Origin of the sequence: Paenarthrobacter sp. C1 (assembly GCF_049315185.1) — a bacterium.
Lineage (GTDB): Bacteria > Actinomycetota > Actinomycetes > Actinomycetales > Micrococcaceae > Arthrobacter > Arthrobacter nicotinovorans.
In genome coordinates, this window is the sequence record NZ_CP186052.1 from 3,865,608 (window position 1) to 3,881,782 (window position 16,175).

Annotated in this window: 15 protein-coding genes; 7 read left to right on the forward strand and 8 right to left on the reverse strand. The window is 64.0% G+C overall.

The genetic code is table 11. The features are described 5' to 3' along the window. Positions 1-25 precede the first annotated feature (25 nt). Both ACNAOU_RS18030 and ACNAOU_RS18035 read left to right on the forward strand, forming a co-directional pair. Complete coding sequence (locus tag ACNAOU_RS18030) at positions 26-775, forward strand: ABC transporter ATP-binding protein (protein ID WP_018777039.1); 750 nt, start codon at positions 26-28, stop codon at positions 773-775. Beyond that, the gene (locus tag ACNAOU_RS18035) at positions 768-2,138 is read left to right on the forward strand and encodes an FtsX-like permease family protein (protein ID WP_422757417.1); all 1,371 of its coding nucleotides are present in this window, start codon (positions 768-770) and stop codon (positions 2,136-2,138) included. Before ACNAOU_RS18030 ends, ACNAOU_RS18035 begins: the two co-directional genes overlap by 8 nt. Before the next feature lie 97 nt (positions 2,139-2,235). Here ACNAOU_RS18035 and ACNAOU_RS18040 read toward each other — a convergent pair whose 3' ends face one another. From ACNAOU_RS18040 to ACNAOU_RS18050, 3 genes are all read right to left on the reverse strand, one after another. Further along, the gene (locus tag ACNAOU_RS18040; protein ID WP_039243563.1) at positions 2,236-3,420 is read right to left on the reverse strand and encodes an IS30 family transposase; all 1,185 of its coding nucleotides are present in this window, start codon (positions 3,418-3,420) and stop codon (positions 2,236-2,238) included. Positions 3,421-3,503: 83 nt separating this feature from the next. Beyond that, positions 3,504-4,523 carry a LacI family DNA-binding transcriptional regulator gene (locus ACNAOU_RS18045; protein WP_039242847.1) on the reverse strand — a complete coding sequence of 340 codons (1,020 nt, stop codon included), beginning with the start codon at positions 4,521-4,523 and terminating at the stop codon, positions 3,504-3,506. Between the two features lie 14 nt (positions 4,524-4,537). After that, positions 4,538-5,737 carry a Gfo/Idh/MocA family protein gene (locus tag ACNAOU_RS18050; RefSeq protein ID WP_064721405.1) on the reverse strand — a complete coding sequence of 400 codons (1,200 nt, stop codon included), beginning with the start codon at positions 5,735-5,737 and terminating at the stop codon, positions 4,538-4,540. 212 nt (positions 5,738-5,949) lie between these two features. Between ACNAOU_RS18050 and ACNAOU_RS18055 the strand changes: the two genes are divergently transcribed. From ACNAOU_RS18055 to ACNAOU_RS18070, 4 genes are all read left to right on the forward strand, one after another. Further along, positions 5,950-6,909: a carbohydrate ABC transporter permease gene (locus tag ACNAOU_RS18055; RefSeq protein WP_422757418.1), complete on the forward strand. Its 960-nt coding sequence runs from the start codon at positions 5,950-5,952 to the stop codon at positions 6,907-6,909. A 9-nt stretch (positions 6,910-6,918) separates the two neighbouring features. Then, the gene (locus tag ACNAOU_RS18060) at positions 6,919-7,845 is read left to right on the forward strand and encodes a carbohydrate ABC transporter permease (protein WP_039242850.1); all 927 of its coding nucleotides are present in this window, start codon (positions 6,919-6,921) and stop codon (positions 7,843-7,845) included. A gap of 71 nt (positions 7,846-7,916) precedes the next feature. After that, positions 7,917-9,281 carry an ABC transporter substrate-binding protein gene (locus ACNAOU_RS18065; protein ID WP_018777045.1) on the forward strand — a complete coding sequence of 455 codons (1,365 nt, stop codon included), beginning with the start codon at positions 7,917-7,919 and terminating at the stop codon, positions 9,279-9,281. A gap of 123 nt (positions 9,282-9,404) precedes the next feature. Continuing rightward, positions 9,405-11,576 (forward strand): alpha-galactosidase, encoded by a 2,172-nt coding sequence (locus ACNAOU_RS18070; protein WP_422757419.1) that lies wholly within the window; start codon positions 9,405-9,407, stop codon positions 11,574-11,576. A gap of 84 nt (positions 11,577-11,660) precedes the next feature. Here ACNAOU_RS18070 and aroQ read toward each other — a convergent pair whose 3' ends face one another. Both aroQ and ACNAOU_RS18080 read right to left on the reverse strand, forming a co-directional pair. Then, a complete protein-coding gene (aroQ, locus tag ACNAOU_RS18075) occupies positions 11,661-12,125 on the reverse strand; it encodes a type II 3-dehydroquinate dehydratase (protein ID WP_018777047.1) in 465 nt (154 codons plus the stop codon). A 97-nt stretch (positions 12,126-12,222) separates the two neighbouring features. Then, positions 12,223-13,407: a MarP family serine protease gene (locus ACNAOU_RS18080; RefSeq protein WP_110503676.1), complete on the reverse strand. Its 1,185-nt coding sequence runs from the start codon at positions 13,405-13,407 to the stop codon at positions 12,223-12,225. A 236-nt stretch (positions 13,408-13,643) separates the two neighbouring features. On the opposite strand from ACNAOU_RS18080, the gene ACNAOU_RS18085 reads away from it, so the two are divergent. After that, positions 13,644-14,321, forward strand: a complete 678-nt coding sequence (locus ACNAOU_RS18085) for a Crp/Fnr family transcriptional regulator (RefSeq protein WP_011775987.1) — start codon at positions 13,644-13,646, stop codon at positions 14,319-14,321. Positions 14,322-14,545: 224 nt separating this feature from the next. On the opposite strand, the gene ACNAOU_RS18090 is transcribed toward ACNAOU_RS18085, so the two are convergent. The 3 genes from ACNAOU_RS18090 to ACNAOU_RS18100 are packed head-to-tail and all read right to left on the reverse strand — an operon-like array spanning position 14,546 to position 16,169. Next, the gene (locus ACNAOU_RS18090; protein WP_018777049.1) at positions 14,546-15,457 is read right to left on the reverse strand and encodes an NUDIX hydrolase; all 912 of its coding nucleotides are present in this window, start codon (positions 15,455-15,457) and stop codon (positions 14,546-14,548) included. Between the two features lie 17 nt (positions 15,458-15,474). Then, positions 15,475-16,011, reverse strand: a complete 537-nt coding sequence (locus ACNAOU_RS18095) for a RidA family protein (RefSeq protein ID WP_018777050.1) — start codon at positions 16,009-16,011, stop codon at positions 15,475-15,477. 2 nt (positions 16,012-16,013) lie between these two features. Beyond that, complete coding sequence (locus ACNAOU_RS18100) at positions 16,014-16,169, reverse strand: DUF4177 domain-containing protein (protein ID WP_011775990.1); 156 nt, start codon at positions 16,167-16,169, stop codon at positions 16,014-16,016. Positions 16,170-16,175: the final 6 nt, after the last annotated feature.

Genomic DNA, 16,175 nt, shown 5'->3' on the forward strand with positions numbered 1-16,175 from the left:
TGCGCTCATTGGCGATGCTGGTCTTATGAACGCCATCCTCCACGCTCAGCAACTCACAAAGCACTACCCCGGCAGCATCGCCCTGGACCACGTCGACTTCACTGCGAACGCCGGGGAATCCATCGCGATCATCGGGCCGTCAGGTTCGGGCAAGACGACGCTTCTGCATTGCCTCGCCGGAATTTTGAGGCCCGACGCCGGCTCCATCACCTTGAGCACTCCCTCGGCGCCGCTCCGGTTGGACAGCCTGGGGGACGCGGCACTCTCGCGCCTGCGACGTGAAGAGTTCGGCTTCGTCTTCCAACAGGGAATGCTCCTGCCGGAACTGACTGCCGTGGAGAACGTCGCCCTGGCGTTGATGCTGAACGGCACCGACCGCCCGACGTCCGAGTCCCGCGCTGCGGAGTGGCTCGCGGCCCTGGGCCTGGCGGGTATGGAACAGCGCCGGCTCGGTGAACTGTCCGGCGGACAGGTCCAGCGTGTGGCCATCGCCCGCGCCCAGGTGACAGGTGCCAGGGTGGTCTTTGCCGATGAGCCCACCGGCGCCCTGGACTCGGCAACGTCAGCCGAGGTCCTTGATGTGCTGCTGCACTCTGTGGCCGCCAACGGGCGGACCCTGCTGGTTGTCACCCACGATCCCAATGTGGCGGCGCGCTGCCAACGCGTGGTGGAACTCCGCGATGGCAGGATCGTGGCGGACAGCGGCAGCACCGTTGCCAGTCCGGTCCAGGCGGCTCCCGCGACCACCAACTTCAAGGGTGCCTTCAATGTCTAGCCTCAGCCTGGCCCTGCGCCTCACCCCGTATCTCGCGCGAAGCAGTGGCAGCAGCCTCCGCGAAACCGCCCTTCGCGACGCCGGGCTGCCCATCCTTGCCTTCGGGACCGTCACTGCCCTCCTGCTCACCGTGGCCGGTGGCTCACAGGTCTTCTGGTCCTGGACTGACGACATCGCCGGCACTTACCAGGCCTTGGCCGTCGTCGCCATGGTCCTGCTCATCATCCCGTTGCTGACCCTCGGCGCCTCAGCCGCGCGACTGGCCGCCCGGCGTCGTGATGACCGCTTGGCTTCCTTGCGTCTGCTGGGCGCGAACAGCGCGACGGTGGTCTGGATGACGGTCATTGAGTCCACGGCCCTGGCAGCTGTAGGCGCGGTGGCCGGTGCCGGACTGTACGCCTGCGCGGCTCCGTTCCTGGGCCTGATCCAGTTCCGCGGTCAGGCGATCGGCGGCCACGCGTGGTTGTCCGTGCCTTCCATCCTGGGCTGCGTCCTGGCGGTCTGCGTTCTCGCAGCGGCGAGCGCCGCGTTGGGACTGCGGAAGGTGGTGGTGACGCCGCTGGGCGTCCGGACCAGGCAGACGGCCGACGGCGCCCATTGGGTTCGCGGTCTCATTGCGGCTGTTGTTGTGGTGACCGGAGTGGTGGCGATGGGGATGCTCAGCAGCTTCGGGGCCTTCATTGTGATCATCGCCGTGATGGGCGGCTGCTTCGGTTTGGCCCTCCTGGCGCTGAACCTCATGGGCCCCTGGATCCTGCGCCTGCGGGCATCCTCGCAATTGAAGCGTGCCAAGGGTCCGGAGCAGTTGTTGGCTGCAAGGACCGTACTGGAGAGTCCCAAGGAATCGTGGCGGCAAGTTGGGGGCGTCGCGATGACCAGTTTTGTGGGAGTCTTCGTCGGGGTGGGCATGGCGGTGGCCGACACCATGGGAGGCAGTGCGGGGGACGAAACCGCCTTGCTGGTCCGGGACATCAATACCGGTGTGATGATCACGCTGCTGGGTTCGTTCCTGATGGTGGCATGCTCAGCCGGGGTGAACCAAGCTGCGGCAGTCCTTGACCGGGCCTCGACACTGGTAGCCCTGGACCGCTTGGGAATGCCCCGGAAACTGATGGTGGCGGCACGGGTCAAGGCGGTGATGTCGCCCCTGTTCCTGGTGGCGGGCATTTCCGCAGCCGCTGCCGCGCTCCTGGTCCTGCCGCTGACAGGTGCCGTCCTGTTGACCCAGCCTGTGGTGTTCCTGACCATCGGCGGGGTGTTCGCGGCCGGCTTCCTGCTGGTCCGTCTGGCTGTCGCGGCCGGCACTGCGCAGATCGGCCAGGTGCTGGCCCGCCCGGAGCGCTACGCGAGCATGGACTCGTAGGCCCCGCTGCCCGCGTAGCCCCCACTGCCCGCGCCGAGGTGGCATTTGATGACAGTGTTTGCATGGCAAAGTCAATTGGTGGGAGCAACGCTGGGGGTTAGGCCGCTTGTAGCAGCTGGTTTAGCCGGTTGGCTGGGGTCTCGAGGTTCAGTGTTGGTCTGGGGCGGCGGTTGAGTTTCGCTGCGACCAGGCGGATGTCCTCGGGGGTGTGCACTGAAAGGTCAGTGCCTTTCTCGAACCAGAACCGCAGGAGCCGGTTGGTGTTTTCGTTGGTGCCGCGCTGCCAGGGCGAGTGCGGGTCGCAGAAGTACATCGTCGTATCGAGAGCGGTCTGGATTTTTGCGTAGTCGGCCAGTTCGGTGCCGCGGTCCCAGGTGATCGACCGGCGCAGGTGATCCGGGAGGGAGGCCATCTCCCGGATCATCGCGGCGGCAACGGTTTCCGCGGTGTGGTCCCCTGGCAGGTGCAGCAGGATCGTGAACCGGGTTGAGCGTTCCACCAAGGTTCCGATCGCTGTCCCGTTGGCGCCGATGATGAGGTCACCTTCCCAATGCCCGGGCACTGCCCGGTCCTGGACCTCGGCGGGACGTTGGCTGATCTTGAAGGCCTCTTTATAGGGGCTGTTGGCGCGCCGGTCAGTGCCGTGGGGGATGCGTTGTTTGCGTTTCAGGCTGAGCTTTTCGGCCAGGTCCGCCCGCAGGTTCCCGCGGGTTTGGACGTAAAGGGCCTGGTAGATCGTCTCGTGGCTCACCTGCATAGTCTGATCGTCACCGAAGTAATACGCCAACATCGAGGAGATCAGCTTCGGACTCCACCCGTCATCCATCCAGACGCCGATCAGCCGGCACAAACCCTCGTCCTTGGCCAGCCTGAAGGGTTTGGGACGGCGCCTGTCCTGATGCGCTTTGGCGTGAGCGACCGAGGCGTAGTACTTCCCGTCCGCGCTCGTGTGGCGTTTGACCTCCCGCCAAACTACGGACTTATCCCGCCCGATCAATGCGCCGATCTTCGCGTAACTGAGGCCCATCCGCACACCCATCTGGATCATGCCTCGCTCTTCCAGACCCAACGCACGGCCAGGGCCCCCGACTGAAGGAGCAGGATCGGCAAGACCTCCGGTAGCACCCCGGTTCACGGTCATCATTAGGCCAGACTGAACCCACCAATTGTGCCCGGTAGCGTGCACCGCCCCGACACGCCGGGCAGCAGTACGAACAGGCATCCCCGCACACACCAAATCAAGAAACTCAGTACGCGCAGCCTTGGGGAACAACTTGACCATAAAACGCTCCATCAATCAGAGCGTTGCAACGACCCTATGACTTTGCCCATAAAAAATTGTCATCAAATGCCACCTCGGCGGAGCTATTGACAGCCGCACGACTGCCGGATGATGAGCTCGGTAGGCAGGATCTGGTGCTGCAGTTCCTCGCCGCGCCCCTTGCCCACCAGGGCCCGGACTGCCGCTTGTGCCATCGCCTTGACCGGCTGGGCAACCGTGGTGAGGGCCGGCCAACTGTATTCGGCGTCCAGGGAGCCATCGAACGAGACCAGGGCCAACTCGTCGGGAACCCGGACACCGGCTTCGTGGAGGGCGCGAAGAATGCCGATGGCCTGCATGTCATTGCTGGCAAAGATGGCGGTGGGACGGTTCGCCATGGAGAGGAACCGCTTGCCCACTTCGTAGCCTCCGGGACGGCTGAAGGGTCCGTGGAGCATCGGACCGTCCGGCAACCCGGCCTCGCGCAGGGCGGCGAGCCAGCCGACCTCACGGCCATCCAACTGGTTGCCTGTGTTGGTACCGATCGCCAGGCCGATGTTGCGGTGTCCATGGCCGATCAGGTGACCCACCGCCGCCCGTGCCCCGGCCTCCAGGTCCACTCCGACGCTGTTGAAGCCGGGCGGGGATCCTGCGTTGTTCAGGAGGACAGCCGGGATTTCCGAGGCTTCCAGTTCGGTGACATCGGGATCGAACACACAGCTGGCCAGGAACACCCCATCCACCTGCCGGGCGGCGAGGGTCCGGATGTTCTTGCGTTCGCGGGTCAGGCTTCCGTCCGAGTTCGTCAGCACCATGCCGAAGCCGAGTTCGGCCGCGGCGTCCTCCACCGCGTGGGCAAGCTGGGTGAAGAACGGGTTGGTGTTGTCCGGCACCACCACACCAATGGTTTCGCTGGAACCCAGCTTCAGCGCGCGCGCCGCGGCGTTGGGCCGGTAGCCGAGGACGCGGATGGCTTCGCGGACTTTGGCTTCCGTTGCCGGGGCCACGTTCTTGGGCCCACCGTTCACCACATAACTCACGACGGCGGTACTCACCCCGGCGTACCGGGCCACGTCTTTGCGTGTAACCGGGCCGCGCGGGGTTTGTACAGCTGTTGTTGTCATGGGGTAAATGCTAGCTACTCCACGGGAGCATCACCGAAGTCGCGGATGGGAAGACGCTCCCCGCCCCGAAGTGCGGACTCGTGGGCCACGATGCCGGGAAGGGTGAAGCGGGCAGCCACCCAAGCGTTGACCGGCGGAAGGCTGCGGTTGTTCACAGCCGTCACAAAGTCGTCCACCAGGAATTGGTGGCTGCCCTCGTGTCCATTGGGCGCCCCGAGGAACTCTTCCGGGAGGCGGGACTGGTCGTGAACCGGGGCCAGTCCTGAGATGAAGGCGTCCCGCAGCTCCGGAGCCACGTCAGCCAGTGAGGGATCATCGGCGGACATGGTGGGCTTCGTTTCCACCTGCTCGGATACGTCCTCCACGGTGGACTTGTCCTGCCACACTGTGGTGGTTGCCAGTTGCTCGAAGCTGGCTTCGGTGCCGAAGAAGCGGAACCGGGACTCCCGGATGTGCGAGGGGTAGCCCACGCGGCGCATCTCGTTGGTCCGCATCGCACCGCCGTCGTTCATTTCGAACAGTGCGGTCGCGTTGGAGAAGTCATTGGCGAACATGCTGACGTCCTTGTCGAAGACGCCGTCGCCCCGCTGGTCCTTGACCCCGATGCAGCTCACGCTGACCGCATGTCCGGGCACGGCGCCCAGGACCCCGCCGATGGCGTGCGTGGGATAGAGCATGGGCGGGTAGCTGGCAGTTTCCTTCCACCGTTCCCCGCCACTGTACTGGTAGGCCTCGTAGAAGCCGAGGTCCATGTCGTGGACGTAGTCGCCCTCGGTGTAGAAGATCCGGCCGAATTTGCCGGCTTGGTGCTGCTGCCGGGCGAAGACAGTGGCGGGGTTGTAGTAGCTGGTCTCGCCCATGGCGTAGACCAGTTTCGTCTCGCGGACGGCCTCGATGATGCGCTCGATCTCTTCTTCGGAGATGGCCATGGGAACCGCTGAGTAGACGTGCTTTCCGGCCCGGAGGGCTTGCTCCACCAAGGGCCCGTGCGTCCACCGCTGCGTGAAGATGGCGACAGCATCGACGTCGGACTCCAACAGATCCTCGAAGGAGGCCATGGTGCCGTCCAGCCCCCAGCGCTCCTGCGCTGCGGCGGCGCGTTCGGGCAGCTCGTCCACCGCGTAGACCTCGCTGACACCGGGGTGGAGCTTGAAGAGGTGGGCGAACTGGCTGCCGAACTGCCCGGCGCCCACAACACCTATCGAAAACGTCATTGTTTACCTTTCCTGTGGCTACGGGTGCAGCCGTTTGTCTGTCGCATGACACGTACGGACGAGTTTCGCATCAGGATCTACACGAGTCAACAGAAACAACATTTCTGAACATTTTTCATCAAAATCGTGCGTCAGCTCTTGCCAAGCCAAAATCTACTCGTGTAGATTCGCCTCCAGTTGTTACCAGCATCACTCCCACGAAAGGGTCGACGATGACCACGCTCACCAAGCAACCGGATCCGGGGCTCTCGGCCAAGGCGCCGCGGAAGTCACGGAAGCGGGGAAAACCATCCGACGGGTTCCGCGGCATCGGAGACCTGAAGGTCGCACTCTTCTTCATAGCTCCAGCGATGGTCGGATTGATCCTCTTCTACCTCGTCCCCACCATCCGGGGCATCTACCTCAGCTTCACCGAATACAGCATCCTCGGCGACCCGGAATGGATCGGCGCACGGAACTACGAACGCATTGCCAAGGATCCGCTGTTCTGGAACGCCTTGAACGTCACGGCGGAATACGTAGTGATCAACATCGTCCTTCAGACGGCGCTGGCCCTGGGCCTGGCAATCCTGATGCACCGCGTCGCAAAGTCGACCATCATCCGCGGTGCGCTCCTGATGCCGTACCTGATGGCAAACGTCATCGCGGCCCTCCTGTGGTTTTGGATGCTCGACTACCAGATCGGCATCATCAACCAAATCATCGAATGGACCGGACTGCCCCGGGTAGCCTTTTTCGGCAGCGAGCAATGGGCCATCCCCACCCAGGCACTCATCAACACCTGGCGGCACATGGGTTACACAGCCCTCCTGATCTTCGCCGGACTCCAGGCCATCCCGAACAGCGTCTACGAGGCCGCCAGTATCGATGGTTCCAAGGCCATGAACACTTTCTGGCGAATCACCCTCCCGCTGCTGCGACCGGTTCTGGTACTGGTCCTGGTAGTAACCGTGATCGGTTCCTTCCAGGTTTTCGACACCGTCGCGGTCACCACGGCCGGCGGTCCCGTCAACGCCACCCGCGTGCTGCAGTTCTACATCTACCAGCGCGCCTTCAACGAGCAGGACTTCGGCTACGGATCCGCCCTGGCTGTCATCCTCTTCCTCATCCTTGCCATCGTCGCTTTTATCCAGATGAAATTCCTCCGCGGCAACCAGTCGGACCTGGACTAAGGACACGCCATGACCACTTTCACCTCACCCACGAACACCGGCCGCCGTCGCCCGTTCAGCCGCCCCTTCAACTGGCGCCGCGCCATCGCCCTGACCCTCCTCACCCTTGCGATCGCCGTCAGCATCCTGCCCTTCTACTGGGTGCTGCGCACGGCCCTGTCCTCCAACGGCTCCCTCGCCGCCAACTCCGCCAACCTGCTCCCGGCCGACTTCAACCTGGGTGCGTTCAAGCGGGTCTTCGGCCTCCAGACTGCCTCCGAGGCCATCGCAGAAGGCGGCTCCGGCGCCTCGATCAATTTCTGGCAGTACCTGTGGAACTCCCTGCTCTTCGCCGGCATCACGACAGCCTGCGCGGTGTTCTTCAGCTCCATGGCCGCCTACGCATTCTCCCGGCTGCGGTGGAAAGGGCGCGACGCGGTCTTTTCCTTGTTCCTTGCCACCATGCTCGTCCCGCCGATCTTCACCGCCCTGCCCAATTTCCTGCTCGTGAAGAACCTGGGCCTGCTCAATTCCATGCTCGGACTCGTGCTGCCGTACCTGTTCATGACGCCGTTCGCGATCTTCTTCATGCGCCAGTTCTTCCTGAACATGTCCAGGGAAGTGGAAGAAGCTGCGATGCTCGACGGCGCCAAGCACTGGCGGATCTTCTTCCAGATCATCATGCCCAACGCCGCTGCCCCGATCGCGACCCTGGCGCTGCTGACCTTCATGGGTCAGTGGAACGAATACTTCTGGCCCCTGCTCGTAGGCACCTCCGAGGAATCCAGGGTGCTCACCGTGGGACTGGGAGTCTTCAAATCCCAGTCCCCGCAAGGCGCTCCGGACTGGTCCGGGCTCATGGCCGCAACGCTCGTGTCCGCCACGCCCGTGCTGATCCTCTTCGCCATCTTCGGCAAACGGATCGTCAACTCCATCGGCTTCAACGGCACCAAATAGCTCTCTCCACCTGCTCACGCGGAAACCGGCATGCGCCGGCACGCACCCATCCAGTCCTGAAAGGACCAACCATGATGAACAAGAAGGCAATCGGCGCCGTCGCCGTCGCGGCAGCCGCCGTCCTCGCGCTGTCCTCCTGCTCCGGCGGAAACTCCGGAGGCAGTTCCGGCGGAGACTCTGCCAAGGGCGAGATCAACTACTGGCTCTGGGACGCCAACCAGCTCCCCGCCTACCAGCAGTGCGCAACCGACTTCACCAAAGCCAACCCGGACATCACCGTCAAGATCACCCAGACCGGTTGGGACGACTACTGGTCCAAGCTCACCAACGGCATGGCCTCCGGTACTGCACCGGACGTCTTCACGGACCACCTGTCCAAGTACCCGGACTTCCTCAAGACCAAGCAGCTGGTGGCCCTCGATGACGCAGTCTCGAAGGACAACGTGGACCTTTCCCAGTACAACGAAGGCCTCGCTGATCTCTGGGTAGGCCAGGACGGCAAGCGCTACGGCCTGCCCAAGGACTGGGACACCGTGGCACTGTTCTACAACCAGAAAATGGCCGCCGACGCCGGCATCACCCCGGAACAAATGGGCTCCCTGACCTGGAACGCACAGGACGGCGGCACGTACGAGAAGGTCATCGCCCACCTCACGGTCGACAAGAACGGCAAGCGCGGCGACGAAGCCGGCTTCGACAAGGACAACGTTGCCGTCTACGGATTGGGCCTCCCGGGTTCCGATGCCGAGAACGCCGGCCAGACCCAGTGGAGCTACCTGTCCGCCACCACCGGCTGGACCACCACAGACAAGAACCCTTGGGGCACCCACTTCAACTACGACGACAAGAAGCTCCAGGACACCATCGGCTGGTGGGCCTCGCTCGCTGCGAAGGGCTACATGCCCAAGCTTGAAACCACCGTTGGCGCCAACGCCGCCGACAACTTTGGTGCAGGCAAGGCCGCCATCAACAGCAACGGCTCCTGGATGATCGGCCAGTACACGAGTTACAAGGGCATCGACCTCGGCATCGCCCCCACGCCCCAAGGCCCCGATGGCAAGCGCGCTTCCATGTTCAACGGCCTGGCCGATTCCGTGTGGGCCGGCACCAAGAAGAAGGACGCCGCCGTCAAGTGGGTGGAATACCTCGGCTCCGCCGCCTGCCAGGACGTCGTAGCTTCGAAGGCTGTTGTCTTCCCGGCCATCACCACCTCCTCCGAGAAGGCCGCAGACGCCTTCAAGGCCAAGAATGTGGACGTCAGCGCTTTCACCCAGCATGTGAAGGACAAGACCACCTTCATGCTCCCGATCACGGACAACGCCTCCAAGGTTTCCGGAATCATGAAGCCTGCCGTGGACGCGGTGCTCGCCGGCAAGGCCCCGGCCAGCTCGCTGACAGCCGCCAACGAGCAAGTCAACGCACTCTTCGCGAAGTAGTAACAACCCTCCCGTTGTGGGGCCCGCTCTGCGCACTCTGACGCCCCTCAGGCGCGCAGAACGGGCCCCACAACTTTTTCGTCCAGGGCCCAGAGCCCACCCCAGCTGAAAGTGACTCACAACATGCAACCGCTCCATCTCCGTTCCGCAGGTACCAGCCTGGTGATCAGCACCCACCGTGGAGAGGCTGAGATCACCCACTGGGGAGCAGATCTGGGCGATTCCCTGCCGGACCTTGCCATCCTCAACGAACCCATCCCGCCGTCGTCCATCGACGCCAATGTCCCCGCCGGGCTCCTCCCCCAGGCATCGTCATCGTGGCAGGGCAGGCAAGGGCTCCGCGGCCACCGCATCACCGACGGCGTACCCGGCTTTGACTTCTCCGTTCGCCTGCGCGTGGTGCGTGCGACGACGGACGGCATCACCGCCGTCGTGCTTCAGTCAGATCCCGACGCCGGCATCTCGGTGACCAGCAACCTCACCTTGCACCCGGGCGGGCTTCTCGAAATGCGGCACACTGCCACCAACGACGGCTCGTCACCTTTCCAGGTGGACGAGCTGGCAACCATGCTCCCGGTGGCGCCGGACGCCGTCGAACTCCTGGACCTGACCGGGCGCTGGTGCCGTGAACGGCACCCGCAGCGGCGGGCGATCCAGCAAGGTACCTGGGTCCGCACCGGACGCCACGGCCGCACAGGCCACGATTCGTCGCTGCTTCTTGCCGCCGGGACCGCGGGCTTTGGCAACCGCCACGGCAAAGTGTGGGCCACTCACCTGGCATGGAGCGGCAATCACGAGCAGTTTGCCGACAGCGTTGCCGATGGCCGGACCATGGTGGGTGGATCCGAGCTGCTTGGATCCGCTGAAGTCGTCTTGCAGCCCGGCGAAAGCTACACGACGCCTGCGCTGTTTGCTGCCTACTCCGACCGTGGGCTGGACGGCATCAGCGAGGCGTTTTACAGCTGGTTCCGCTCGCGTCCGCACCATGTGGGCACACCGCGCCCAGTGGTCCTCAACACCTGGGAGGCGGTCTACTTCGACCACAGCCTGGACACGTTGATCGAACTGGCGGGTTCTGCTGCCGAGCTCGGTGTTGAGCGGTTCGTCCTCGACGACGGCTGGTTCCGGGGGCGTCGGTCCGACAACGCCGGACTGGGTGACTGGTACGTGGATGAGACTTTGTGGCCCGCCGGCCTCACTCCTTTGATCGACGCCGTGACGTCCCGTGGTATGGAATTCGGGCTCTGGGTGGAGCCGGAAATGGTGAACCTGGATTCGGACATTGCCCGTGAGCATCCCGAGTGGATCGTGGGCCCTTCCGCTGCTTCGTACAAGGACGGCGGCCGGCTTCCGCTCGAATGGCGCCAGCAGCACGTCATCGACCTCGTCAATCCCGAAGCCTGGCAGTACGTCTACGACCGGATCGACACCCTGCTGCGCGAAAACACCATCAGCTACCTCAAATGGGACCAGAACCGGGATCTCCTGGAACACGGTCATGGCGGCCGCGCCTCGGTCCATGAGCAGACCTTGGCCGCCTACCGGTTGTTCGATGCCCTCCGGGCGGCGCACCCCACCGTGGAAATCGAGAGTTGTTCCTCCGGAGGCGCCCGCGTGGACCTCGGGATCCTGGAGCGGACGGACCGGATCTGGGCTTCGGACTGCAACGACGCCCTTGAACGGCAAACCATCCAGCGCTGGACCGGCCTGGTGGTTCCGCCCGAACTGGTCGGCGGGCACATTGGGCCGGCCACGTCCCATACGACCGGACGCACCCACGACCTTTCGTTCCGCGCCATCACGGCCTTGTTCGGTCACTTCGGGATGGAGTGGGACGTCCGCTCTGTCACGGGGGCTGATCGCGAGGAGCTCAAGCGCTTCATCGCCTTGTACACGGAGCACCGCGCGTTGATCCACAGTGGGCGGATGGTGCGGGCCGACGGGCCGGACGAGTCACTGATGGTGCACGGCGTCGTGGCTTCGGAGCACGACGGCGGCACTCCAGCGGGTGCCACCGCGGCGCTTTTCGCTGTGGTCAAGACGGCGACGAGCTTCGCCGAGCGCATCGGGCGGGTGGCGATCCCGGGGTTGGATCCTCTACGTTCCTACCGGGTGGAGCTTCTGTTCCCGACCCCCGTCGATGCCGACTACGGGCACACGTTCATCGAGGCCAAGCCGGCACCGTGGTTGGCTTCCTGGGCAGAGGCTACCGGGCGGTTCCTGGGTGAAGTGGGGCTGCCGATGCCCGTCCTGAACCCGGAGCACGCAATCCTCCTGCGTTTCACCGCCCTCTGACGCTTGCTCACAACCCACGGGCTTCCCGGGAACCCTCGCTCACAACCCACAGGCTTCCCGGGAACCCTCGCTCACCGGCAGGGTTTAGACGGCTTCTGCCAGGTACTCGATGGCCAGCTTGTAGCCCAGGACCCCGGCACCGGCGATGACCGCGTTGCAGACGCCGGAAAGGTACGAGTGGTGGCGGAACTCTTCGCGCTGGTGGACGTTGGTGATGTGGACCTCGACGGCGGGCAGCTGCACCGCCGCGAGGGCATCGCGGAGAGCCACGGACGTGTGCGTGAAGGCCCCGGCATTGATGACGATTCCGACGGCGGTTCCGCGGGCTGCATGGATCGCATCCAGGAGGTCGCCTTCGTGGTTCGACTGCACGCAGTCAACGGTGAACCCGTGGGCCGCGGCTGCCGTCATGGCGAGTTGCTCGACGTCGGCCAGCGTGGAGGTTCCGTACTTCTCGGGCTCGCGCGTGCCCAGAAGGTTGAGGTTGGGTCCATTGATCACAAGGATGGTGCCGCGACCGGCTTCGGTGGCGGGGGTGGCTTCAGTCATGGCTCCCAATCTATAGCTGCTCGCGGGTGTCCGGGAATCACGACCAAAGTATGAGAGAGCACCAAGCTAAAACACTCACCATGTGAGAGAAGAGCCGCTACTTGCGGGTGCACTGCCCGGCGGAGACCGATTCGCTGAGTCCGGGAGCCTGGGCCGCTACCGGTTCCAGGTCGGTCATGGTCAAGGCGAATCCCAGGGCGGCGTCCGTGGTGGTCTTGGCGAAGATCAGGCCCGCCACTTGGCCCTGCATCGTCAGCAATGGGCCGCCGGAGTTGCCCGGTTGAACGTCGCCGGCAAGCTTGTACACGAGCTCCGGGGAAGGATTGTTGCCATAAATGTCCGGCACCAAAATGGGCGAAATTCCCTGCACCGTGGCGGGCTTGGACTGGAACGGGCCGCCATGCGGGTAGCCGGCGAAAGCGGCGGGGCTTCCATCAGGCAGGTCCGGGCTCAGAGGCAGAGGGCTGGACTGCAGTCCGTCCACGGCCAGGACCGCAATGTCCCGCTGGGGGTCGAAGTAGACCACGCGACCCGGCAACGCACCGCCGTCGGGAACTTCCACAACGGGTTGCGACACGCCCGCCACCACGTGCGCGTTGGTGACGACGCGCCCGGGCGATACGACGAATCCGGACCCGGTCTGGTTCTGGCCGCACTCGAAGGCCGTACCGGCAATCTTCAGTACGGATTCCGCGGCCTGGTTCAACGCAGGGGTGTCCGTGGATGCATTGGGAACGGGCACGGGCGTGACGGGGCCGATGCCTTCAATGAGCTTCGGAATGCCGTCGCCGATCACCGTGGAGCGCAACTGCGCCATGGTGCTTTTGACCGGTGTGGGCGTGATGTTGTCGATGTAGCGGATGACGCGGGATTCCGCCAGCTGCTGCGACACGAACGGCACGCCCAAGGAACTGATACTGAAGGCCAACATGGACATCACCAGCGCGGCAACCACCACACTCACGACGCCACCGATCAGCCGGTCCACGGCATGCAACGGCTTGATCCGCACCGCGTGGCGGATTTTGCGCCCGATCATGGTTCCCAGCCCATGTCCCAACGCGATAAGTACGACGGCGGCACCCACCGTGGCGGTCAGCCTCCAACCGCTGTCGGTCACCCAGTTGCTGACGAGAGGTACGGCAATGAACGCGGCGATGGCGCCAACAATGAATCCTGCAATTCCGCCCAAAGTGACCATAAAGCCGTTGCGCAGGCCATAGATCAGGTAGGACAGGAGCATCAAGATCAATGCCAAATCCAATATCGTCAAGCCAAACACCAATGCTCCTCATAGCCGGGTAGCGCCAATTGTAGTTGTGCACCCTGACAGCCAACCGTTAGTCACATCACCTCGGCAGGGCGGTCTTACGCCTCTTTCGTGCCGTCGTTTGGGGCCTGGAACGCCCCAAACCCGCGCCATTTCAGCGTTTCGCGTGCCAAGTACGTCACAGAAGCTCAAAAATTCTGAAACAATGGCTGGAGCGCCACGACCGAAACTTATATTCAGGAGATTTCATGGACATCGAGGTATTGCGCCGCGCACCCCTCTTCGCCACCCTTGACGACGACGCATTCCGCTTGCTGACGGACGAACTCACAGAGGTGGACCTTTCACGCGGGGCTTCCGTGTTCCGCGAAGGCGACCAGGGTGACCAGCTCTACTTCATCGTTTCCGGCAAGGTGAAGCTCGGCCGCACCTCACCCGACGGCCGCGAGTCCCTGCTGGCCATCCTCGGCCCGGGCGAACTCTTCGGCGAAATGGCGTTGTTCGACCCCAGCCCCCGTACGGCAACGGCCACGGCTGTCTCCGAGACCCGCCTTGCCGGCCTCAAGAACGAGAGCCTGAACGCACTGCTTCGCACGCGTCCCGAGGTCTCCGCACAGTTGCTGCAGGCACTGGCCCGCCGCCTGCGCCGCACCAACGACTCCCTCTCCGACCTCGTCTTCTCCGATGTACCCGGCCGCGTGGCCAAGGCACTCCTGGACTTGGCCGACCGCTTCGGCCGCCCGGCCACCGACGGCGTCCTGGTTGCCCACGAGCTCACGCAGGAAGAACTGGCCCAGCTTGTGGGCGCTTCCCGCGAGACCGTCAACAAGGCACTGGCCGAATTCGTCCAGCGTGGCTGGTTGCGGTTGGAAGCCCGCGCCGTCGTCATTCTCGACATGCAGCGCCTCCGCCAGCGTTCACGCTAAAGCGCAAGAAAAGCCGCCCCGGTTTGGAACCGGGGCGGCTTTTTTGTTGTCCAGTGAGGGAGCATCAGGCTCAAGCACGCGGAACGTGAGCAAGCGTCAGGCTCAAGCACGCGGAACGTGAGCAAGCGTCAGGCTCAAGCACGCGGAACGTGAGGGAGCATCAGGCTCAAGCACGCGGAACGTGAGCAAGCGTCAGGCTCAAACACGCGGAACGTGAGCAAGCGTCAGCGTTCGCGCTGTGGCTCCCCCGCGACGGTCTTGGCGGCTTCGACTTCGAGCATCAGGATGCCGCCCTCGTCCACCAGTTTGGGCTGGTAGACGTGAGCTTTGCGCTTGTAGCTCAGGTACGCGATGCACCCGTTGGCGTGGGCCATCTTTTCCAGCATGATTTCGGAGCCCGGCACCAAAAGCTGCCCAAGGGCCAGGCCCACAGTGTTTGGCTGGGCGATTTCGTCGCCGAGGGCGGACGTCTCGCGGAGGGCAATGGCCTCTGCCGCAGACACCCATCGGCCCCACACACCTTTGCTGCCAAGGATGCTGGGCTGCTGGTTCACCGGCACGGTTGCGGCAAAGTACCGGGTGTTGAAGCGGGTGTGCGCAAAGTCCGGACTGAGCCAGTTAACCAGCGGCTTCAGCAGATCCGTCCGCAGGGAAAGCCCACGCTTGGTGAGCATCTCCGTGAAGGACTTCTCCTGGGAGGCCACGGCTTCGCGGGCACGCATCCAGTCCACAGTGGAGTTGGCCTCCACTGTGGAGGAAGCGTCGGGTCCGGCCAACAGGACGCCCGTTTCTTCGAACAGTTCACGGATGGCACCCACCACATGACGGCGGGCGAGTCCGACGTCGTCTGTTCCCATCTGCTCAGCCCAATGCTGGGGTGAGGGGCCTACCCAACCGACGGGGTCGTCGTCGGACGGGTCCAGGGAACCGCCCGGGAACGCCACAACGCCCAACGGCGAGGAGCCTGGCCTGTATCCAAGCCAGGTCTCCAAGCCGGAGGGCGAGTCGCGCAGAAGAACAACGGATGATGCGTAGCGGGCGGCCCTGGGGGTCCGCTCGCCGAGTTCAAGCCAGTTTTGTGCTGCCCCCTCAAGTTCGGGAGGGAGGACAAACAATCGGCGGGCAAGCTGCGGCAATTGGGTGAACCGGTTCCTTAGCTGAATTCAGCGATGAGCTCGACCTCTACGGGAGAGTCGAGGGGCAGCACGGAAACGCCGACGGCGGAACGTGCGTGGATGCCGGCGTCGCCGAATACCTGTCCGAGAAGTTCCGACGCACCGTTGATGACGCCGGGCTGGCCGGTGAAGGTGGGTTCGGAGGATACGAATCCGACGACCTTCACGATGCGGGTTACGCGATCGAGGTCGCCGATGACGCTCTTGACGGCAGCCAGTGCGTTAATGGCGCAGACGGCGGCGTAGCGCTTGGCTTCTTCGGGATCAACAGTTGCCTCGTCCGAGGCACCCAACTCGCCCAAGGACACCTTGCCCGTAGCTTCGAGTTTGCCGTTAATAAAGGGCAACTGTCCGGACGTGTAAACGTAGTTGCCGGACACGACGGCAGGGACGTAGGCGGCTACGGGGGCGGCGACCTCGGGAAGGGTCAGTCCGAGCTCGGCGAGACGCTGCTCAACGGCCGACGTCGGGGCGCCGGATTCCGCGGGAGAGGTGGTTTCTGCGGGGGTGGTCATGGTTACTGCTTCTCCCTCTTAAGGTATGCGACAAGGCCCTTGCCATCGGGGCCGCCGACAACCTGGACAAGCTCCCAGCCGTCCTCGCCCCACTGGTCCAGGATCTGCTTGGTGGCGTGAATAATGAGCGGAATCGTGGCGTACTCCCATTTGGTCATGACAGA